Raw genomic sequence first — 20,701 nt, forward strand, 5'->3', positions numbered from 1 at the left:
ATGGCAATAGTCATTGCAGTGGTAAATGAAAAAGGCGGCGTTGCAAAAACGACGACGAGCTATAATCTGGCTGACGCACTGTATCGGCAGGGCAATAAGGTTCTCGGTGTTGATATGGACGCACAGGGTAACTTTAGTGAAACCTGGGGCAGCGACAGGGCAGTTATGGGGATAGCGGACGTACTGAACGACAATGAGCCGATCACCGACGCTATCCAGGAAAAGGAAGGTCATTTCGACTTATGTGCCGGCGATCAGTTGCTGAAGAACTTTGAGCGCCAGAATGGTTTCCAATTTAACTTTAGGCTGCGCAAAGCATTGGAAGCTGTGCAGGATAAATACGACTACATTATCATAGATACAGCGCCAGCCATTGCGCTATTGACAACAAACGCAATGATTGCGGCAGATTATGTCATTATTGCAGCAACTCCCGAATCTTATTCCCTCAATGGTCTGGTTCGCCTAAATGAAAGCATTCAGGCTGTTCGTGAATTTTCTGCTGGGGAACGCATGGTGGAAATTCTCGGCATTCTTTTGACTCGTTACAGGAAACGCACAAAGCTAACAGAAACAATGAGTGACGTATTCGCAGAAGTGGCAACAAGAATCGGAACTACATTATTCAGCGCAAAGATACGCGAAAGCATGAGTATAAAAGAAGCCCAGGCTAATGGCCAGAGTTGTTTTGAATACGACAAGAATTCCGCCGGCGCAGAGGATTATGCGGTCCTGGCACAAGAAGTTATTGAACGGATAAAGGAGGCGCGCAAACATGGCTAAACCACGGATAAGCAAAGAAAAGCTGCTGGCCGGCGCAACGGAAGAACTGCTGCAACAGGCACACAGAAGGGAAACAATAAGACTGGAACAGGTTGCGGCTGGTGAAATAGAAGACAAAAAGCCATGGGAATGTTCTCCTGTGGTTCACGAAGTATTTCTGCAGTCGCCACTACCGGCTCAACCCAACGGCGCACAATTTGCCGCGGCCAACCGTGACCAGCTCAATGAATATCTGACGCGTGGACCAGAAGACTTTTCTGATCTGAAGAAAGAGGAGCCTTTTTCTCGTATCAGTGTTTTTGCCTATACAGACATTGTTGAACGCATTGAAGCCATAGCATGGAGCGAGCACAAAGCAAAAAACAAAGTCGTAACGACACTGCTGGAACGGCTGGTAAAAGAACCAAAATACATTGAAGTTTATCTGCAATACCTGCGCAGTGAGGAATATCAGCGCAAACAGCTGGAGAAACGGAAGAAGCAGCGGTTCAACGAGATCAGTCTGGAAGGCAAAATGAGGCTGTTCTTCCTGGATAACTATGACACTGCGCTCTTCAAAATGAAACTCGAGGACGCAGGGCGTGACGCCGACAACAATCGTACGGGGATCAGGTTGTTGGTATTCAAAAAGGATCTCAAGCACAAAAAAGCTGACGGACAAAGGGTTGCTACTTACGAATACTTCGCGGGCGACAATTTCTGCATTTGTGTCGAAACGCGCAAACGGCATAAGCTCATGAAATAAAACACTGTAAAGTCCACGGCCAAGGAGACAAATACAATTAGTCCCAATCTATAGATAAGAGTGTAAACTTTGTCTATTCTCAGAATACATTTGTTATATGCAACAACTAACAAGTATTGAGTTGTCATACATACGACGACAAAATTCGCATTTTTCATAACTGGCGATAGAGATAGATTATCGGAAGTTATGGGTAACTATGGTTAATTGTACTTTTGCACAGTTGAACACAACTTCCGATAGCCTTCTTGAATCAAAACTAATTCGCTACAGCTTTTTCACGATACGGCTGAGTTATACTAGCCAGTATGTCGTATTTTCTCTTTAGAAAAACCGTTGCTCCACCGTAAAGGTAATTGAAAACTTTTGTCAGTTGAATATTCCCGCCCAGATTTAATGTGCCTGTATTTTCACAATTCTTTTTTTTATTTATTTTTACGTCATTCGTTTTATTGATCCCCTCAAATAAAATCCGCTTAAGTTCAGTAACGAACTGTATATTGCTCGTTACGTGAAACATATTTACATTGGTACGCTTTTTTCTTGGGTAAAAGCCCCCGTCGCCGTCAATATATCCGCGTATAAAATGGACACGCAAATGTTTTGGAACCTGTTCTTCAGTCGGGAACCTAATTAAATCCGTTTTTCTTGGCATGCAGCCAAGCCTGACAAGGTCTTGCACCATTTTCTTTGAATTAAAGTATATTAGATAAGAATTCTCCTCTTCTCTATACCTCGGCTCTTTATCAAAACCACGCAGAGCGTCTCGAAACTTGATTAAATGGTCAAGATCTTTTGCTTGTAAGTCTAAACGTACTGACTTCTCTGTAATCGTGGAGTCAGCGTAAAGAAAACCAAGCCAATATGCTTTTTCTTCGGTATCTATTGTTTCAAAAAAATCAAAATCGAATTCGTACTTACGGTGACGAATCATATTTTCCTTTCCCTCAACTTCCAAGGAATACTGGATAGGAGACCTTTCTATATAGGTATGAATGATATACTCTGCAGTACTATGGCCAATGCCTTCCGCTTTCTCAATAGCTCTGAACGACATACCGCTCTGATACATTTTTATGACGCGCTCGTTGCGCGCAACCTTCTCCTTGTTCATGTGCAATTTAGACCTTTCCGGTTCGTACAGATTAAACTTCTTCAGTGTACGAGTGACGGTGTGACGTCCAATGGCTAGAGCCTTTGCGATCGCACCAATTAGATCGCCGTCTTGATAAAGCTTAATAATTTTTTCGTCTCGTATCTTCTTCTTGATAGCGGTTGGCGTCAACATAATAGGTTTCCCTCCTTTGTGTTTGTATTTTGAAAATTGCGTCAATAATATTTAGATTTTACAAAACCAAAAACTCTAACTCTATTATAAGCCTCATTGCCATTCATATGTCAAGTGTATTGTGCTTACTAAAGAGCCTTCGATAACTAACAGTATACCTATACAAAAGCCTGTCAGATTCCCCCCGTCAGGACCGTCTCCCTTTGCCGCTTAAATGAAATTGTGCTATAATGAATATATCCATGACAACAATACGAGAAGAGGCTATTGGCTGATTACTGAAGACTCTTTTCTGAGAAGCCGGAAAAAAGGAAAAGAGGAGAATTTTGCTTATGTCTTTCACCAAAAACACACTTAGAACATTTTTAATGATCGGGACCATATTGACAGGCTGCTTATTCGTAAACACCAATACAAGTTATGCGCAAGATATTTATTGCGGTACTCATAATGGATATGACTACTATGTAGACAGCAATGCCAAGTCTGGTACTAGGAGTGGGTTAAAATACATTGGAGTAAAACGCTCTGACGGCAGTTACTATACATATTGTTTTAGCCATTACAATAATGTTTGGAAATTCAATTATTCTAATGGAGGAAGCATATACAACTCTGTATTCAACGAATTCCAGCCTGTAAACCGCAACAAATTGGCTAACGATATTTTGTATACGCTTTTGCAAATTTGGTAAACATGAACATACAGAATGAAGTGAATATGTGATCCATGCGATTACCCGGAAGAGTCAAGCGGCTGGTTACCGAAGACTCTTCTTTTTTGTTGCACATATCCTTTTTTCGTGTTACAATATCTATACAAAGAAGAGAGCATACGCGCTTCGGCGCAGCACCGGGAAAGACGCTTTGGGTTTGGTCACCTGAAGCGTCTTTTTCTTTTGCACAAAAAACTCCCGATATTGCTATCGGGAGCTGTGGCTTAGACGCGAATGGTCAGTCCGGTCGTCCGCCAAAGGAATTATTTGCCGCGCTTGCGGAGCCAATCGTAGAGCCACGCTGCTACTAGACTACTCGCAATACCCACGATAAAAGAAGAGAACATATCTCGCACCTCCCTCCCGTGCCAGGATTAAACCTTGGTCACAGAGGTTCGCGGCAGATACTATTATATCATGCAATGGACGTTCCTGCCAAAAGATATGACGACGGCAATCAACATATTTCTGCAGCAGGCACTGATAAGGAAAGGACTGCTGTTCGAAATCAGCATAGGCGGCGCAGATCCGGTTCTGCTGCAGAAACTGTTGGAAGCAGATAACGACAAAGATATCCTTGGGCCTTTGTTATAGGCCGAGAACAGCGGCATACCTTGAGAATGAATACGCGCCTGCAGTTATCTCCTCAGAAACGGAAATGCTTTGTGTTATATTTTATTCAGGAGAAGACAATTCCGTAGTTGAGGAGGTGAAAAACCATGTACAAGAAGTTCCTTCTCCTGCTCGTATTTGTGACGGTCGTCGCTGTGCTGTTCTCCTATGGCTTTGTGGCTATCGACACTGACATTCTCTCCACCGCAACAGACGCAGTTGCAAAACTCTGATTACGAGCAGGACAAAAACAGAAGCAAGGGTGACATTTTCGTTGCCCCTTGCTTTTTCTCATGGGTATAATTGGCAGCATTGTTGAAAAGCTATGAGGTCGTCGGCTCCGCCTCCTCCAACCAAAGGTACAGGGCGTGCGTTGTTGTTCAGTTGCTGAACATTTTGGGGGCCTCTTTTGTTCAGTCACTGAACATGGCTTTAAAAGCCGCCGAGTCGCACCAGCACTGGCTTCATTGTGCTTTGGGGGCCGATTTTTGGCGTAGACTTTCTATATAAGATATAGAGCTAGAACCCCGGGGGTTCTCTGCAAAGGGGAACGGGCGCGCTTCGCGCTTTAACCAAAGGTAGAAGAAAAAGCATGCACCTGTTAACCTTTGGTTCGAAGGAGCGCAGCTCCTTCGTTTTTAAGAGGCTCGGCTGGTGAGGAAGGAAGAAGTTTTTCATGGAAGCTGCGAAGAGTCTTGTATATACTTATAGAAATTTACGCAAAATCAGCCGCCAAAAACCTCTATGAAGCTAGTAACTACGCGGATAGAAGGCTATTTCAGACATGTAAAGAATTCTTTACAAAAGTATATATAGAATGTTAAAGATTCTTTACATACTTTTATAGGCAGATAGGGTTGAAAACCTTTCTGGCAGAAGGTACAATGGCAGATAGATTGGAGGAGACATTAATGGATAAGCTGAACGGACACTTTGAAGACGGCAGGTACATGCTCGACATAGACGAAAGCAGCAGGGTACATGTTGCTGACAACATATTTGAACTAGTTGACGAAAAGAAGGACTTTTTGGTGCGCCTACTTGTTCCAATCTACCAAAGCATAGACCAGCGCAATCTCTTAACCAGAATGGATAAGCAGGAGGGATATATCGACGATCAAGAAGACCTTGCGCGACTCTTTGGCTTTAAGAACCCTTCAGCTGGTAACTGGAAGAGGTTCTTGAAGAACATACTGCAGAAGGATATCATTCGGGAGATACAGGTAGACGGTGAAACCCGTTATCTTCTGCATCCGCGCATAGCCCATAGAGGCAACTTCGACGAAGCATTCTGGAAGCAGCTGAACGAATAACCATAGCAAAAGAGCCGGCACATACCAGACTAAAGATACCGGCTTCATTTTTTCATATAATAGACTGAATGTTGTGACATATAAGCTGCTGGAAAGGCAGTCAACATGGAGAAAGCCGTCGTTGAAAAAATTTTTTTTGAGGCGAAAAATGGCTTTGTATAGCCTCCAAATCACTTTATCCACAGGTTAAGCGGGGATAAGTACCTTGCCAGCGTCATAACGTTTTGCTATAATGAACGTACAGACAACAAAAAAGCACTGAACAACACCGATACAATGAAGATTGCCGTCTTCAAGGTATCCCGCTCCGGAACCTTACCTTCCGAATTAGTTGTGCGCTCAATGCCTTTCTTATATGCTTTTTACATAGACTATTATAGCATATAAGAAAGGCGCGGACAAGCATAATTCGTCATATAATGAGACTTTCCGGAAAAAGTTCGGGAAGTCTTTTTTAGTGTCTCCGTGAATAAAAGAAACACAGCCGCGTAATATGGTTAGCAGAGGGGTAAGAAAAAGACTTCTCGGGACAACAAAAAACTAGCCACAGCAAAAGGAGAACACAGATTATGGCGATTACAACAAACTCTTATGAAGCAGGATCAAACATTGGACAGGTACGGTATACTGCAACGACGGACATGAACTACTGGGACGAAAAAAAAGGCAAGTACGCAATTTGGCTGAATCGCGGCGCACAGCGCTTGTGGGCTGACGTCGACTACATTGAATTAATGGACAACAATCTGCTGGACTGCGGCCGGTTGCTTGCAATTATGCATGCAATCAACAAGGACAACATGCTGACGAAATGGGATAAGAAGACTCGTCACAATGTCCCGCTCGCAAGCACGGCAGAACTCATGGAGTTGGTTCAGATCGGCAATCGCGGCACGTTCAGAAAGTTTTGGGACAGGATCGAAAAGAAGGATATCGTCAAAGAAATCAAGATCCCGTCGTTGACGGAAAAAGGGAAGAGTTATAGCCGGTACTATGTAAATCCGCTCCTGACGTTGGCCGATAAGGGCATTACAATCGCGAACTACTTATTGTTTAAGGAGTCACTCGATCCATTCCTGACAACGCTCGCAAAAGAAAATCTCATGGCGCTGGCTGACGCGGAATTTGGCACACAGAAAGAGGAAGAAGTGGCTCAGGAGGTAGCTCCGGATATGACTCTAGAGGTTGTTCAGGAAGAAGCCGAGGAAGCACCGGAAGAGCAACAGACGGACGAATTCAAGGAACATATCCTTCAGGACGTCATTTACGAAGGAAAGCAGCCGCAGTTCTATTCTATTGGCAAGTATGGTGCACAGCGCGCTGAATATACGGATAGCACGGATATGTATGTACAGTTCAACTGTCTTACCGGCATTGCGGGCAAAAACAGCCAGGCAAAGGCTGAGGAAGTCAACACTTACAACGTGTGGTTCGCAGATATCGACGCCGGCAAGGACGCTGACGGCCACTATCTGAGCGACGAGGAAGTTGCCAAGCGCAAGGCTCATATGCTGGATATCATTCATAAGCTGCCGCTCAGCACTTACATTAATGAAACGCGGAACGGCTTCCATGTGCTCTGGAAGACTTACGGCGTGAACAGCTTCGAGGAATGGAATAAGGTCCAGCAGAAGATTATGAGCGTCTTGGCTGTCACGGACAAGGGCGTCAAAGATCCAGGGCGTCTTCTGCGCGTCCCGAACTCCATGTGGAGCAAGGCCAACAATAAAGCCGCTGCTGGTATCAGCGCCTTCCGCTGCCGTTGTGCCGAGGCTCATGATCAGGCTTGGGATATCATGAGCATTATGTCTCAGCTTGACGCTTGCGAAACTGAAGTGCATGAACTCTGCGCAGCGTATATGAAAGAATTCGGGATCGAAGAAAAGAAGCCTGTAGCAAGCAATAAGGCCGCTACCACCCGCAAAGCAAGCAGCCAGCCGAGCGCAGTCGTCAACACACTTCGTACCATGGCTATCAGCAACCTCAACACAACTTCATTCGCCATTCCGGCCACAACAACTTATGTAGACAACGTTGCGTATGCCGTCAACCACAACGTTGACATGGCAGGTCTGCTCGACCTTAGCATTAGCAACGGCCAGAGCTTCTGCGACATTTTCCACGCCGAGAAACACCCCTCAGCCAACATTTATTCAAACACGGACGGCAGCCAGCAGTATGTATGTGCCAGCGGCCCTATGGCAGGCCGTTCACTCTCAAACATTGACTTGGTTATGGAACTGGCACACTGCGACGCGCGCAAAGCCATTCGCTTCCTCGCGCAGGTGGCGAATATCAAACAGCGCCGTGGCGCCAAGGTAGCATAAAACTTTTTCAAAACGATATAGTAAACAACATGAAACGTATAGCCGGCTCAATCTAATAGCTATCAGACCTATTAAACCTATTAGGTATTGAGACCGGCAAGGAGGAAATAGACATGACAACAGAAATCATTATTGCAGATATTCATATCAAAGCCGCACAGATTGAGTTGAATGAACTTATGGTACGACAGGCCAAAGAACTGGCTGCAGCAAAAGTAAAGGTTGCCCAGGCCCGCATTGCCAAACTGGACGCACAGCAGGCAGAACGTCCGGCTAAGGCCTTGCAGTATGAGCAGGCGAAGCAGAAGCAGCTTGACATTCAGGCCAAGGCCAAAGCCGCAGCTGACAAAAAAGAAGCAACAAAATCGGCGCAGAACGAGAAAATCAGTGCCCGCCTGCAGGATCTTTCGGCAAAAGTGCCCCAGGAAGAGCTGGCATCCGCCACGGTCAACGAGAACGAACAGATCAGCAAGCAGTTGCCGGCCGCGGAGCAGTACCGTCGCGACCTTTGTGACATTGTGTATGAACACAGTCTTGATCTGGAAATTCTTGACATGACGGTCAACGAATTCTATGACACTTATTACAATGAACTGTCGCGCAATCTTGACCAGCGCTGGAATGAAATGAGTGCAGACCTTATGGCGCCTAGCTTTGAATGCCCAATCGATATGGGTATCTATGAACCGTCGCGCGCCGGGCTGGAAACCTTTGCAGAACCATGGCTGGAAACTGTACTGGACAATGACCTTGCTGTACTCCATGCCAGCAATGGCGACATATTCGCCAGCAACGTCATTGCGTATATCAACGGCTACTGGCATAGCCTTGGTTGCCCTGACAGCGTTCCTGTACAGTGCGGTGGAATCTGGTATAACATTCGCGTTGCTCACCCCGCTAATGACCGGACGCACCATTGCGAGTTGTCATTCCTCGACACTGCCGGCCGCGAACACTGCATTGTCATGGAATATACGGCCAACAACGCTGAAATCGACGGGAGTTATGACGACGAAAGTTATGCAGTTTATGACAGCATTGTAAGCTGCGCCGCCTAATCAACCAAACACAATAGCGCAAGAAAGGCACTAGAGCGTCGGTATTCACCGAATCCCCAGTGCCTTTTTTATCATTCATTGAAGCCTTTATCAAAAACCTTGTCTGTGAATTTCATTCCGCCACTGGTTCGTTCAAACGAAACTTTGGCGGAGCCATTCAAATAAGGAACTGTCCAGAATACGGCAAGTTCCTGTACGTCAGGCAGGTCTTCATACGCCTTTGCTGCCATATCGGAGCTAAACATTTCCAGCATTTCCCTGGACATTTTGCCGCTGTTCTTGCGGTTCCATGTAAGTCGTACAAGGGCAACATAATCGCCGTCCTTCTCCGTCCCCAGATCTGGATTTAGCGTTATGCTGTCAATAGTTGTCTCGTCGTATCCCTTGACATACTCCCTGAGCTTATCTTCAATCTTGCCTTCTGGGGTATTCCTCCGGGCTTCGGCAGCAGCCCTGGCTTCTTCCTCCAAAGCCTTTTGTTCTTCAAGGGCCTTTTTATCGGCTTCTTCTTTGGCTTTCTTTTCGGCCAACTGTTGCTGCTTTTTCTGCTCCTGCACTTGACGCTGAGCTTCATTTGCGGCTTTCCGTTCTGGAGACTGCGTGGCGGCGGCACCAATCCCGCCAATAAGAAATACAACAACAGCAATGGCTAATCGCTTACTGTAAAACTTTTTGTCTCCGCCTTTTAGGACGCAGATTATCAACTTTACCAAGAAATAACCGCCAGCGACCATTGCCAGCAACACCAACAGACCAAAAAATGTATTCATTTAAAAAATCCTCCTCCAGTTCTCTAAACGCAGAACCCTGCAATATCATATATTCTGCTGTGAAAGTGTTTTCCCTTCCCAGCAGGGCCTCTTTTTATTATTTGAAATAATCTGAAAATTATTTCTTTTTATTTTCTTTGGGAATAGCCAGAAGCAATCCGAGTAATAAGTTTTTAGAACCACCTCGCAAGGGGCGGGCTAAAAGTTCATTACGAGCTGGCTTTCAGATAGCCAGAGAAAGTATAAAAGAGGTATATATAATGGGAACATTTCATAACGCAAACAGCAGAATCGGTAAGCTGGGCGAAGGAGCAGCAGCAGAGTATTTCATAAATGCTCTTGACGCCACCAAAGTCGAAGACCTCAGCAAAATCCCTGAGTGGCAGGCAGTTGACGTTGACATGCGCGTCACCCTTGCGACCGGCTTCCAGTTCCTTGCCGAGGTCAAAGCCGACAGCAAAGACTTCGGCTCAATCTTGGTTGAAATCGTCAGCAATGACACAAAGCCGCTTGACGATCCGAAACGCCTCGGCTGGATTTACAAGACCAAGGCCGATATCATTTATGTCTATAAATCCTGGACCATGAGTTTATACGCATTGAACCGCCGCCAGCTTCTTGAATTCGTCCAGAAAGTCGGCAGCAATTATCACTGGTGCTATGGTTACACCAACGACAAAAACGGCCGCCTCCTGTACCGTTCCAAAAATTTGATTATCCCACGCAAAGAACTGATTGACGCCGGCATTCTTCGCGAAGTTGCCATGCACACCACTGCGCCCATCCGTCAGAAGGACGGCGAGTATGTGGGTTTCGGTTCCTGGTATCGTTATAACCCCGGCTTTACCTGCAGCGAAAATGTATTCCGTGCCATTGCCCTGAGCACCAACAAAATTGTGCCGGCGGCGTGAATAAGAAAAACTGATCTCCGTAATATAGATAGTGTAGAACAAAAACAAAAACTTTTTCCTGGAGGAATCAAAAATGTACGAAAATCTTGACCTGAACAACGAGAACGACCTTTTCACCGCAGTCCTGGTGGCCCTGGACGAACACCGCTATGCTGACGCCGTTGAGCTTTCCACCACCTTCCTGAACGAAAGCGACAACATTGAACGGCGCCTGGCTATCTACCAGTTATATCAGTTAAGCCTTAAAGCATTAAAGAGAAAAAGCCATGACAAAGCCGCCAAAGAACTTGACGAAATCCTCGACGTTGCCTATGACGAGAACCATGACGTCTATGAGTTTGCTTTTACCCATACCTGTTAAACCTAATAGCTAATAGACCTAGTAGCTATTCACTCTATATATAAGGAAGGAAATGCATAATGACAACAACAACCTCAGCTCCTCAAAATCCCTCTTCAATACAGAACATGCTTGACCTTATCCAGCAGCAATCTGAACAGCTCGACGCTGAGATCCGGCGTCTTGCCGAAGTCGAAAACCGTCTGGCAGAAACCTGCAGACGTATCACCACCAACACCAACAATAAGGAGGACAAATAAAAATGTTCGTCGCAAAAACAACCGAAGGGAATAAACATAAGAATGGCCCCGTTTCCCAGCCACTATATAACCATTATGAATATGACCGCATAAATGACAGTGTTGACGTTCGTATCCGCGAAATTCAACACTTTGCCGAATTCCTTCACTCCACTGACATTTCTTCCCGCATAGTTGCGGACGAAATCGTTCAGATCCTGAAAAAAATTCCGCGCCTTGAAAGAGCGGCCATTTTCTTCCGCCATGGTCTTGACCTTAAATGGGAAGACGCGGCCAAAAAGCTCAACATGAGCCGCAGCTCTACCCAGCGCTTAACCAACAGCGCTTTGCAGCATTGCCGTGAAATTCTTGAACAACAGTTTAAAGAGCAACAACAGCAGAAGGAGAGAGAATAAAAAATGACCTGGTATAAAGACACTACTTCGTATTTTTACATGAATCGTAAAGTGCAGAGAGCAAAATCAGCTAACCATTATTCCGCCGCTGAAATAACTAAGCTGTTCAATTCCTGCACAAACGACTTCCAGCGCGACTTCCTGATTGACCGTTTGTATTTTCTTGACGGCTCGTCCCGCTACCCAGCAAAAGATCGAGGCATTATGACTGCCCGCCAAATGTTATCCGATCAGTATCTGGCCGAGAATTATTCCACTACCCTCGACAATTTCAAATAATTATCCACGCCCTCAAAAAACGAGGGCGTATTTCTTTTCTGGGCGTTTCGCGCTATCCCGACGTATTTCATATATTGAGAGTATTTATGTATTCCAACAGCAACACACAACACTTATATATATGCCGGCGCCCTAAACCTGTCTACTTTTGCTTAACCCTTGCCGGCTGAATCTACAACAAATCAAGAAGAAAGGAGCAATATACATGGCAGCACCATGGGCAAAGACCTTCTACAACAGCAAACAGTGGAGATACCTTGCAAGAGTATACCGCGAATCCCACTTCCATGTGTGTGAGCGGTGTGGAAAACCGGGAGCAAGAGAAGTCCACCACAAGATACACCTTACCCAACGTAATGTATCTGATCCAAATATAGCTCTTAATCCTGATAACCTCATACTCCTTTGCTATGACTGCCACAACGAAGAACACGAACGAATGAAGTATCGTAAGCCTGTCATTAGAACATATACCTATGACAGCCGAGGCAATATAGTATCCGTTACTGAGCCTGAAACATATCCCCCCCTACCCTAAGTCTTTTATTTATCTCCCAAGACCTGCGCGCCCCCTCGTTCGCGAAAAATCCTTAGTTTTCAGCATAGGGGGTACTTATAGAACAGCCTATAACTATAATTTTTTGTTATACCTCTCAGAAAGAAGTGATACCCATGACCACAGCAACAAGAAGAGCTGCGGCAACCCGTTACCAGCATAAACTAGAAAAGCTTTTCACCAATGCTCCTGAAACCAAGCGCGAAGCCGCCAATCTCCTCATTAAACGGGCAGCATTTTTGCTTGCCACTGAAGACGAGCTTCAGAGCCTCATGCAGCAAGAGGGGCCAATCGGCGTGTATGAGAACGGCAGTCAGAGCGGCGTTTGTATTTCCGCTTACCTGAAATCCTATACAATGGCTAACCAGCAGCTGCTGTCAACGATAAAGCAGCTCACCGTATTCCTGCCGGCTGACGACAGTGCTTCGCAGTCGGCCTTAAATAAGTTTTTTGCCGATCATAAATAAAGGAGAACGCTATTCATGACATTATCTGAACAGATTGCTTACGCCAAGAAGAATTTGCCGAATCTGTTGACCAACTACTTGCGCCAACAGGAAAACGAAGCCTATATGCGAGGTTATAAAGACGCCCTTCATTGCCAGCCGCCAGTCTATGACGACGACGACAACATGATCCATGCTTAATGTATTTTGAAAAAGGAGGAATTGCCACGAACTATATAGAGCAATATAACGACGAAATCCAGAGCGGGCGAATTCCTGCCTGCAAAAAACTTATAGCCGTTTACCAGCACGTTGTCAACAACATGCATAATCCTGACCTTCCTTATGAATATAACGACAAGCTTGCTCGTAGAGCGGTCGACTTCATAGAGCAGTTTTGTTACATTCCAAAGCACAGCCCCAGGACGTTAATGAAGTTGGAATTGTGGCAGCGGGCGTTTATAAGCTGTATTTTTGGCTTTGTCCGCAAAGATAACGGCGCCCGTCAGTATCAAGAAGCTGTGCTATATGTTGGCAGGAAGAATGCCAAGAGCTGCCTAGCAGCCGCTATAGCTGTTTATGTGTTACTGTCCGATAATGAACCGACGGCTGAGGCATATTGCGCCGCAACGACCAGACAGCAGGCTCAAATCCTTTGGAAATACGCCTGCGAGCTTGTGAAAAGCTCTCCTGATCTGCGCGGGTATTTTAAGAAGAAAGTAAATTCCCTTGAGATACCGTCCCTTGACGCTTCTTTTGTACCTCTGAGCAAAGACAGTGGCAGTCTAGACGGCCTGAGCCCCAGTCTTATCCTTATCGACGAGCTACACGCGATAAAAGACGTCAATATGTACGAAGTTTTACGCGGCGGAACGTATTCCAGACGCCAGCCGTTAACCATAATCTGTAGCACGGGTGGTTATATTGAGCCGAATTCTATCTTTGACCAGAAGTATGCCGAGTACCAGCAGATTATTGACGGATATAAAAGTGGCGAATATGTCGACGAAACCACGCTCCCGATTTTATACGAGTTAGACGATAAGAGCGAAATGAACGACGAAAAAGCATGGCTGAAAGCAAATCCGAACTTGGGCGTGTCAAAGAGTATTGAAATCCTGCGTCAGGAAGTGAATAGAGCTTCCTTGTCAGATAGAGCCTGGGCAGATCTGGCATGTAAGCAATTTAATGTTCGTCAGAGTAGCAGAGAGGCTTTTTTCCAGCCTAATGACGTCATTCAATGCAAATGCGAAAAGCTGGATTATGCTTCTTTGGACGGTTGCAGCTATATCTGCGGAATCGATTTAGGCACCACAACCGACCTGACCTGCGCTACGGCAATCGTCAAGCAGCCAGGAGACGACGTCTTAAAGGTGCTTCAAATGTACTGGATACCCGAAAGCACTATCGAAGAACACGAGGAACAAGACAAGGCGCCTTATTCAACTTGGATTAGCAATGGTTATATGAGGACCGTTGAAGGCAGCATTATTGACACAGACGTTGTTTTGGCCTGGTTCCGTGAAATCGAGCAAAAACATGGCTTATATATGTATAAGTGCGGCTATGACCAGTACCACGCCACCTACCTTGCCAAAACCCTGCGCGAGAGTTATGGCAATGACATGATAGAAGCCGTGGGCCAGACTTTCAAAGCTCTTTCTGCACCAATGTATGCTTCCAGGGCCATGTTCAAGGACAAGAAAATTCTTTTCGACAATCCTGTTTTCACTTGGAATCTGCTGAATACCCAAGTGCAGTACGACCAAAGCGGCAACGTAAAACCATTCAAAAACAGAAACCTGCATGTCAGGATTGACGGCTATAGCTCTTTTCTATCCGCCTTTGCCGTATACCAGAGCGTAAAAGACGACCTGGCGTAAGGTTTGGGCGTTTTGCGGCACCTCGACGTATTATATATATTGAATGAAAACGTTAATTAAAAAAATAAGGAAAGGAGGAAAAACCTTTTCTATATGAATATCACAAAAGAATTACGTTCAACATATAACCGCATTTTTCACCACGACGACGAACCTCCAGAAGTTGTGCAGAATACGCAGCGTCTCCAGTTCTTAAATGACTGGCAAAATGTGTTCAGCATGCGCAGCGACTATTCCAACGACATTGTTGTTCAGAGCTGTGTCCGCACAATCGCGCGCCATATCAGCAAACTGCGGGCCAATCATGTTGTCCTTACCGATAACACTAAAAAGCCGGCCGACGACGATAATCTGCGTTATATGCTACAAGTTGCACCTAATCCTTATATGACTGTGTCTGACTTCCAATATCGTATGTGTATCAACGCATTGACCACAAACAATGCTTATGCCGTCATTGTTCGTGACGACCGCGGCAAGCCTGTTGAGCTGTGGCCGATTGAGGGCCAGGAAGTTGAAGTCAGAGAGGTTGAAAACGAGCCATACCTGACGTTCAGGTTCAGCACCGGCAAAAAGAAAACTGTTGCTTATTCTGACCTCCTCCATATCCGCTATAACTTCGCGAGTGGCGAACTGATAGCCAAGAGCAATGACAACCTTACCGAGAACCTGCGTCTATTGGATACTTTGCAGCAGAGTTTTAGGAATTCGGCCGTCAACAGCGGGAAAATCCGTGGCGTCGCTTCAATCGCAGGCCAGATTGGCTCTGACCAGTGGGCAAAGAAGTCTGAAGCGCTGAATGCACAGCTTCAAAATGCTTCAAGTGGCGGCATTGTGGCCACGGACGGAACCATTACTTTTACACCGTATAATGGAGCGCCCATTCCGGCAGACCATAGCCAGCTGGACTATCTTCGGCAGAATATCTACCGTTTGTACGGCGTATCGGACGCCATAGTCAGTGGGAAGTACAACGAGGCTGACTGGACTGCTTTCATGGAAAGCGTGCTGGAGCCTTTAGCACTGCAAATGAGTCAAGAGTACAGCAGAAAGCTATTCAGCCGTAAAGAGCAGTTGCAGGGCAATCAGATTGTCTTTGACATGAACCGCCTTGCCTACTGCGACACCCGCACAAAAACAGAGCTTATCCGCCAGTTGCGGCCATTGGGTATCCTGACGACGAATCAATGTTTGGAAATCATGGATTTACCGCCTGTTGAGAACGGCGGCGACGACCGCGTACAGACTCTGAATGTGGCCAACACAAATATCGTTAGCAACTATCAGTTGCAGAACAGCTCCGGCCGTGGCCCTGGACGCCCCGCAAATCCACCACAGCCTGATAGAGAGGAGGGAAAAGATAATGGATAAATCCGAATACCGCAGCACCTCCGCCTCTAGTATTGAATCTGCAGATAAAAAGCTGACTGTCCATGGCTATGCCGCAGTCTTTAACAGTCCCAGCGTTGCAATGCCGGCCGCAGCTTATGACTATGAAATCCTTGAGCAAACAGCCTTTGACCATTGTGACATGAGCCGCTGCGTTTTCCGTTATAACCACGACGACAGCCATGAGCTGCTGGCAAGAACCTCGAACAACACCCTGCAGCTTAGTGTTGACGAAAAAGGCTTAAAAGTTGTAGCAGAATTCGCTGACACGCAGGCCGGTAACGACCTCTATAAGCTTATCCAGCGCCGCGACGTGTCAGCTATGAGCTTTGGTTTTATCGTCAGGAAGGACTATATTGAGCACCGTGTTCGCCATATAACTGACATTGCTCGTTTGATTGACGTATCTGCCGTTGACGATCCTGCATATCAGTCCACTTCCATTGACGTTGTTCAGCGCAGTATAAAAGCTGCCGAAGAAGCTGAACGCCGTCAATGGAAGGACGAAACATTGCGCCAGCGCATGTATATTCAGTCTTTATACTAATCTACCTAATAGCTATTAGACCTATTAGCTATTAGGAATAAAAGGAGAATACAATGGATAGAATTCACGAAATCGAAGTCCGCATGGCTGCCATTGTCGAGGCCTCCAAAGAGGCCGAAGGCGAAGAACTAAAAGCGCTGGCGGACGAGGCTGACAAGTTGACAGCCGAAAAAGAAGAGCTGCGCAAGGCTGCTGAAGAGGCAGAACAGCGCAAAGCTATTGCTGAAAAGTTAAACGCTGGCGAAATTGCTGGCAACCACATTGACATTGCAAAGGAGAACAAAAAAATGGATATCAATTCTACCGAATACCGTTCCGCATTTAAGGATTATGTTGAAACTGGCGTTATGAACGAGGAGTTCCGCGCAGTTGCTATGACGGCACAGAATTCCGCAGTAATCCCGCCGACCGTCATGAATCAGATTGTTGAGAAAATGACAAAAGAAGGTTCTGTACTTAGTTTGGTGCGTCGTATTGCGTTCCCGGCTGGTGCGGCAATTCCAAAGTCTGAACTGGCAGCAACGGCAAACTGGATTGCAGAAGGTGCTGAAATCAAAGCAGACGGCAAGGGAACGACGCAGGTAACGTTTGCAGCATTCCCGCTCGCGGCTGCTATCGGCGTATCCTTCAAGTTACATGTTCAGTCTCTCAGCGCCTTTGAAAATAGCGTTGTGGAGAATGTGTCTCGCGCAATGGTCCGCGCTCTTGAATCCGCTATCATTTCTGGTGACGGCAACGGTAAGCCGCAGGGCATTGTAACGGCGAGTGTTCCTGCAAACCGTATCGTAGAAATCAAGCAGCCGAAATACACTGACCTCATTGCAATGCTCAAGGCAGTACCTGCTGCTTACAAAGCTGGTTCTGTTATCGTCATGAATGAGAATACATACCTTGACTTTGAAGGCATGGTTGACAACAATGGACAGCCGATTGCTCGTACGAACTATGGCCTGAACGGCGCAGAGAATTTTGTACTCAAAGGCAAGAAAGTTGTGACGACCGACTTCCTGCCGAGCCTTGACGAAGCTGGCGCAGGTGACGTCGTTGCGTTTGTTTACAACCTTGACAACTACGTCCTGAATACGGCTTATGACATGGATCTGCAGGTATATCAGGACAACCCGACTCGCAATAAGGTATTCCAGAGCTACATGCTTGTTGACGGTAAGCCGGTAGACACAGAAGGCTTAGTGCTGGTTAAGAAAGCCGCTTCCGCTAAAGCCTAAGAATTGTTGAAAACACCGATACCGCTGGCCATGTTTGAGCCAGCCGGTCGGTATTATCCATTGAGTTTTAAAGAAAGGAGCTTCGGGCATTGGACGAGTTAGCACAAATCAAGTCGTACCTGCGAATTGACGAAGACCTTGTTGAAGACGACGAGCTCCTCAAGGCTTTAGTCGAGGCAGGCAAGCGCTACATTACTACAGCGACCGGCAAAGCATATAAAGATAACGACGCCGTTATGCGGCTTTGCCTGACGTTGTTCGTAGCGCACCAGTATAATGACCGTACCATGGTTAGCAAAAACAACGTGCAGGAATATAGCCATTCGTTGTCTGACATTCTGAAGCACATTGAATCCTCTGACGACTATGAGAAGGTGGCCAAATGATACTGAATCCTGGCTTACTGAATAAGAAAGTTGACGTTTGGGGCGCCAAATCTGCTGAAAAAGGCGGTTTTGACAGCACAAAGCCTGTCAAACTGTATTCGCGCATATCGGCCGCAATCCAGCCGGTGCGTGGCAGTCAGTTCTTTATTAGCCAGCTCACCGCCAACAAAGAAAACGTCAAGATTACAATCCGCTACCGCAGGGGCATTACAGAAAGCTGTACTGTTACCTATCATAACCATGTATATGACGTTCAGAGCATTGTCGATCCAGACATGGCTCATGAGTCGCTTGAGTTGTACTGTGTTGAGCAGGTGGTCGGCAATACTCCCGCAGAAACGCCTCAGCAGAAGATAGACGAAGGAGGCTGGGAGCCTTGAGCGACGACGGAATTGAATTCGCGAATCTTGACCAGTTCCTGCAGAACATTGAATATGCTGCAAATCAGGCGCCAGCAACTGCCGAAAAATACCTGAAAAAAGCGGGCAATAAGCTCCGAAAGGCCGCAAAGGACGCCAGCCCTGAAAGCCATGACCAGAAAAAGAAGTCAAAGCACCTCAAAAACCGCTGGTCTGGAAAAATAAAAGGCATGTTTGGCCATGACCTTGAATATGACCTGCGATCCAAAGCGCCGCATTACCACCTCGTCGAGCGAGGGCATGCAAAAGTGACGCCAAACGGCAGAGTTGTTGGCTTTACGCCTGGTACACACTTCTTTGAAAAAGCAGTCCAACAGTTCCAGAGCTCTGGAGAAGTAGATAAACAGCTCGAAAAGTTCTTCGAGGAATTCAAGAATCAGGTAGAAGGAGGGCACTAAATGCTAAAACAATCCGACATACTCAAAGCGGTTCGTGCAGAGCTTAAGCGCCATTATCCGTCTACCCCTGTTTATCTGAACGAAGCTACTGAAGGCGCCGCTATCCCGGCGTTTGTCATTGAACTGGTAACCACAGCCAGTCCGGACGGCTGCAGGACACTGAATATCTGCACCCTGCATATCAACTACATTGACCAGCCGCGAAAACAGAACGCTCTGGCCCTGTATGATATCCGCGACCAGATAAATGCGTCTTTTGCTCATGGCTTTCAGGTAGCTGACCGCTATATCCATGTTTCTTCTGTAGCGTCCAGTATAACAACGGACGAAGCTAACATGGTACAGACCGATATACCATTCCAGTATTATGACGCACCAGAAGAACAGCAACCTGAATGGTTGATTGAGCATATTTATAACAATATTCATTCATGAAGGAGAGAACTAACATATGAAAATGCCTTCTGTTATTGTAACGTTCAAAGAGTTGGGCATTGCCGCCATTGAACGTTCCCAGCATGGTACTATTGCCATGGTTCTGCCTAATGATCCAGAAATCGACGGAAAAGTTATCTATACTGTAGACGACATTCCTGAAAAAGCTTTGGATTATTCCAAGGAACAAATTAAACTGGCTCTGATTGGCTACCAGACCACCCCGCGTTCTATTCGCCTGTTCAACATTGCTCCAACTGTAACCACCGTTGAGCAGCCGGTACTGGACGAAAACGGAGAGCCCAAGAAGGACGAAGAAGGAAATCCGCTGACGACCACAACCAGCGTTACCTCTTATGACTATACGCAGGTTGAACGCCGCCTTGAATCCGCACAGTTTGACTGGTTGGTTGTCCCTGGCATTGCGCCGGAAAAAGTCCAGGAAATCGCAACGTGGATAAAGGGTATGCGCACCAATAAGGACCGCATGGTGAAGGCAGTTCTTCCGCATTGCGCTGCTGACCATGAAAGCGTTGTCAACTTCACAAACGACGTCATTAAGACGAAGGACGGCAAGAATTACAGCACAGCAGATTATTGCGCACGCATTGCTGGCATTATTTGCGGCACCCCTGCAACCATTTCCTGCACTTATGCTCCGCTGCCGGAAGTTATTGAGTGCGACCAGTTCACCAAGGAGGAAATGGACAATAAAGTTGACCAGGGCGAGCTGTTCTTCTACGGCGACGGCCGCAAAGTCAAGATTGCACGCGGTATCAATTCGTTCGTAACGACCGTGCAGGGAAAAGGCGAGGATTATCGCAAGATTAAGCTCGTTGACCTCCTGGATATGATCCACGACGATATCGTAAAAACTGGCCACGATAGCTATGTTGGTAAGTACGCAAACAGCCTCGACAACCGCATGCTGCTTGTAACCGCAATCAATGGCTATTTTCACCAGCTTGAAACTGAAGGCCTGCTGGAACGTAACCAGAACAATGCCAACATTGACATTGAGGCCGTTCGTAACTGGCGCGAATCCAACGGCCTGAACACTCGTGCAGAGCTTATGGCTATGAAAGATCAGGACATTGCAGCACTCAACATTCACGACAACGTCTTTATCAAAGCAGAGCTTTCGCCATTGGACGCTATCGAAAATATTACGGTCAACTGCAATATTCAGTAATTTGGCTGCGACATTGTCTTAGGCAAT

26 protein-coding genes are annotated in these 20,701 nt (G+C 46.3%); 24 read left to right on the forward strand and 2 right to left on the reverse strand.

The window, feature by feature from the left end; translation table 11 throughout:
- Together SELR_RS17350 and SELR_RS17355 are read left to right on the forward strand one after the other, a co-directional pair.
- Entirely contained in the window at positions 1–783 is a 783-nt protein-coding gene (locus SELR_RS17350; RefSeq protein ID WP_014426193.1) for a ParA family protein, read from the forward strand.
- A complete protein-coding gene (locus tag SELR_RS17355) occupies positions 776–1,528 on the forward strand; it encodes a hypothetical protein (protein ID WP_014426194.1) in 753 nt (250 codons plus the stop codon). Before SELR_RS17350 ends, SELR_RS17355 begins: the two co-directional genes overlap by 8 nt.
- A gap of 259 nt (positions 1,529–1,787) precedes the next feature.
- Here the strand turns inward: SELR_RS17355 and SELR_RS18085 are convergent, their stop codons facing one another.
- A complete protein-coding gene (locus tag SELR_RS18085; protein WP_014426195.1) occupies positions 1,788–2,816 on the reverse strand; it encodes a helix-turn-helix domain-containing protein in 1,029 nt (342 codons plus the stop codon).
- 1,097 nt (positions 2,817–3,913) lie between these two features.
- On the opposite strand from SELR_RS18085, the gene SELR_RS19030 reads away from it, so the two are divergent.
- The 5 genes from SELR_RS19030 to SELR_RS17385 all read left to right on the forward strand — a co-directional run bounded on the left by SELR_RS19030 (position 3,914) and on the right by SELR_RS17385 (position 8,842).
- Entirely contained in the window at positions 3,914–4,126 is a 213-nt protein-coding gene (locus tag SELR_RS19030) for a hypothetical protein (RefSeq protein WP_014426197.1), read from the forward strand.
- Between the two features lie 125 nt (positions 4,127–4,251).
- On the forward strand, positions 4,252–4,377 hold the full coding sequence (locus SELR_RS19440) for a hypothetical protein (RefSeq protein WP_014426198.1): 126 nt from the start codon (positions 4,252–4,254) through the stop codon (positions 4,375–4,377).
- A gap of 651 nt (positions 4,378–5,028) precedes the next feature.
- The gene (locus SELR_RS17375) at positions 5,029–5,457 is read left to right on the forward strand and encodes a hypothetical protein (RefSeq protein WP_158645852.1); all 429 of its coding nucleotides are present in this window, start codon (positions 5,029–5,031) and stop codon (positions 5,455–5,457) included.
- Positions 5,458–6,026: 569 nt separating this feature from the next.
- Positions 6,027–7,784, forward strand: a complete 1,758-nt coding sequence (locus SELR_RS17380; RefSeq protein WP_014426201.1) for a hypothetical protein — start codon at positions 6,027–6,029, stop codon at positions 7,782–7,784.
- 113 nt (positions 7,785–7,897) lie between these two features.
- Complete coding sequence (locus SELR_RS17385) at positions 7,898–8,842, forward strand: hypothetical protein (protein WP_014426202.1); 945 nt, start codon at positions 7,898–7,900, stop codon at positions 8,840–8,842.
- A gap of 71 nt (positions 8,843–8,913) precedes the next feature.
- Here SELR_RS17385 and SELR_RS17390 read toward each other — a convergent pair whose 3' ends face one another.
- Positions 8,914–9,612 carry a hypothetical protein gene (locus SELR_RS17390; protein ID WP_014426203.1) on the reverse strand — a complete coding sequence of 233 codons (699 nt, stop codon included), beginning with the start codon at positions 9,610–9,612 and terminating at the stop codon, positions 8,914–8,916.
- Between the two features lie 260 nt (positions 9,613–9,872).
- Here SELR_RS17390 and SELR_RS17395 point away from each other — a divergent pair, with 260 nt between their 5' ends.
- The 17 genes from SELR_RS17395 (at position 9,873) to SELR_RS17465 (ending at position 20,674) form a co-directional block, all read left to right on the forward strand.
- Positions 9,873–10,523: a hypothetical protein gene (locus SELR_RS17395; protein ID WP_014426204.1), complete on the forward strand. Its 651-nt coding sequence runs from the start codon at positions 9,873–9,875 to the stop codon at positions 10,521–10,523.
- 73 nt (positions 10,524–10,596) lie between these two features.
- The gene (locus tag SELR_RS17400) at positions 10,597–10,884 is read left to right on the forward strand and encodes a hypothetical protein (protein ID WP_014426205.1); all 288 of its coding nucleotides are present in this window, start codon (positions 10,597–10,599) and stop codon (positions 10,882–10,884) included.
- A 59-nt stretch (positions 10,885–10,943) separates the two neighbouring features.
- Positions 10,944–11,123, forward strand: a complete 180-nt coding sequence (locus SELR_RS17405) for a hypothetical protein (RefSeq protein WP_014426206.1) — start codon at positions 10,944–10,946, stop codon at positions 11,121–11,123.
- 2 nt (positions 11,124–11,125) lie between these two features.
- Positions 11,126–11,518, forward strand: coding sequence for a sigma-70 RNA polymerase sigma factor region 4 domain-containing protein (locus SELR_RS17410; RefSeq protein ID WP_014426207.1), 393 nt, complete (start codon positions 11,126–11,128; stop codon positions 11,516–11,518).
- A gap of 3 nt (positions 11,519–11,521) precedes the next feature.
- Positions 11,522–11,797, forward strand: coding sequence for a hypothetical protein (locus tag SELR_RS17415; RefSeq protein ID WP_014426208.1), 276 nt, complete (start codon positions 11,522–11,524; stop codon positions 11,795–11,797).
- A 205-nt stretch (positions 11,798–12,002) separates the two neighbouring features.
- Positions 12,003–12,335, forward strand: coding sequence for an HNH endonuclease signature motif containing protein (locus SELR_RS18585; RefSeq protein WP_014426209.1), 333 nt, complete (start codon positions 12,003–12,005; stop codon positions 12,333–12,335).
- Positions 12,336–12,469: 134 nt separating this feature from the next.
- The gene (locus SELR_RS17425) at positions 12,470–12,820 is read left to right on the forward strand and encodes a hypothetical protein (RefSeq protein WP_014426210.1); all 351 of its coding nucleotides are present in this window, start codon (positions 12,470–12,472) and stop codon (positions 12,818–12,820) included.
- A 15-nt stretch (positions 12,821–12,835) separates the two neighbouring features.
- The gene (locus SELR_RS19035; protein ID WP_014426211.1) at positions 12,836–13,000 is read left to right on the forward strand and encodes a hypothetical protein; all 165 of its coding nucleotides are present in this window, start codon (positions 12,836–12,838) and stop codon (positions 12,998–13,000) included.
- A complete protein-coding gene (locus SELR_RS17430) occupies positions 13,000–14,682 on the forward strand; it encodes a terminase large subunit (RefSeq protein ID WP_014426212.1) in 1,683 nt (560 codons plus the stop codon). The genes SELR_RS19035 and SELR_RS17430 overlap by 1 nt, the downstream gene beginning before the upstream one ends.
- A 93-nt stretch (positions 14,683–14,775) precedes the next feature.
- Positions 14,776–16,053, forward strand: coding sequence for a phage portal protein (locus tag SELR_RS17435; RefSeq protein ID WP_014426213.1), 1,278 nt, complete (start codon positions 14,776–14,778; stop codon positions 16,051–16,053).
- On the forward strand, positions 16,046–16,618 hold the full coding sequence (locus tag SELR_RS18090; RefSeq protein ID WP_014426214.1) for an HK97 family phage prohead protease: 573 nt from the start codon (positions 16,046–16,048) through the stop codon (positions 16,616–16,618). Before SELR_RS17435 ends, SELR_RS18090 begins: the two co-directional genes overlap by 8 nt.
- Positions 16,619–16,671: 53 nt before the next feature.
- Entirely contained in the window at positions 16,672–17,844 is a 1,173-nt protein-coding gene (locus tag SELR_RS17440) for a phage major capsid protein (RefSeq protein WP_014426215.1), read from the forward strand.
- 89 nt (positions 17,845–17,933) lie between these two features.
- Entirely contained in the window at positions 17,934–18,230 is a 297-nt protein-coding gene (locus tag SELR_RS17445) for a head-tail connector protein (RefSeq protein WP_014426216.1), read from the forward strand.
- Positions 18,227–18,610 carry a phage head closure protein gene (locus tag SELR_RS17450; protein WP_014426217.1) on the forward strand — a complete coding sequence of 128 codons (384 nt, stop codon included), beginning with the start codon at positions 18,227–18,229 and terminating at the stop codon, positions 18,608–18,610. The genes SELR_RS17445 and SELR_RS17450 overlap by 4 nt, the downstream gene beginning before the upstream one ends.
- Positions 18,607–19,047 carry an HK97 gp10 family phage protein gene (locus SELR_RS17455; protein ID WP_014426218.1) on the forward strand — a complete coding sequence of 147 codons (441 nt, stop codon included), beginning with the start codon at positions 18,607–18,609 and terminating at the stop codon, positions 19,045–19,047. The genes SELR_RS17450 and SELR_RS17455 overlap by 4 nt, the downstream gene beginning before the upstream one ends.
- Positions 19,048–19,482 (forward strand): phage tail terminator family protein, encoded by a 435-nt coding sequence (locus tag SELR_RS17460; RefSeq protein WP_014426219.1) that lies wholly within the window; start codon positions 19,048–19,050, stop codon positions 19,480–19,482.
- 22 nt (positions 19,483–19,504) lie between these two features.
- The gene (locus SELR_RS17465; RefSeq protein ID WP_231848219.1) at positions 19,505–20,674 is read left to right on the forward strand and encodes a phage tail sheath C-terminal domain-containing protein; all 1,170 of its coding nucleotides are present in this window, start codon (positions 19,505–19,507) and stop codon (positions 20,672–20,674) included.
- Positions 20,675–20,701: the final 27 nt, after the last annotated feature.

Source organism: Selenomonas ruminantium subsp. lactilytica TAM6421, assembly GCF_000284095.1.
Classification (GTDB): Bacteria; Bacillota; Negativicutes; order Selenomonadales; family Selenomonadaceae; genus Selenomonas_A; species Selenomonas_A lactilytica.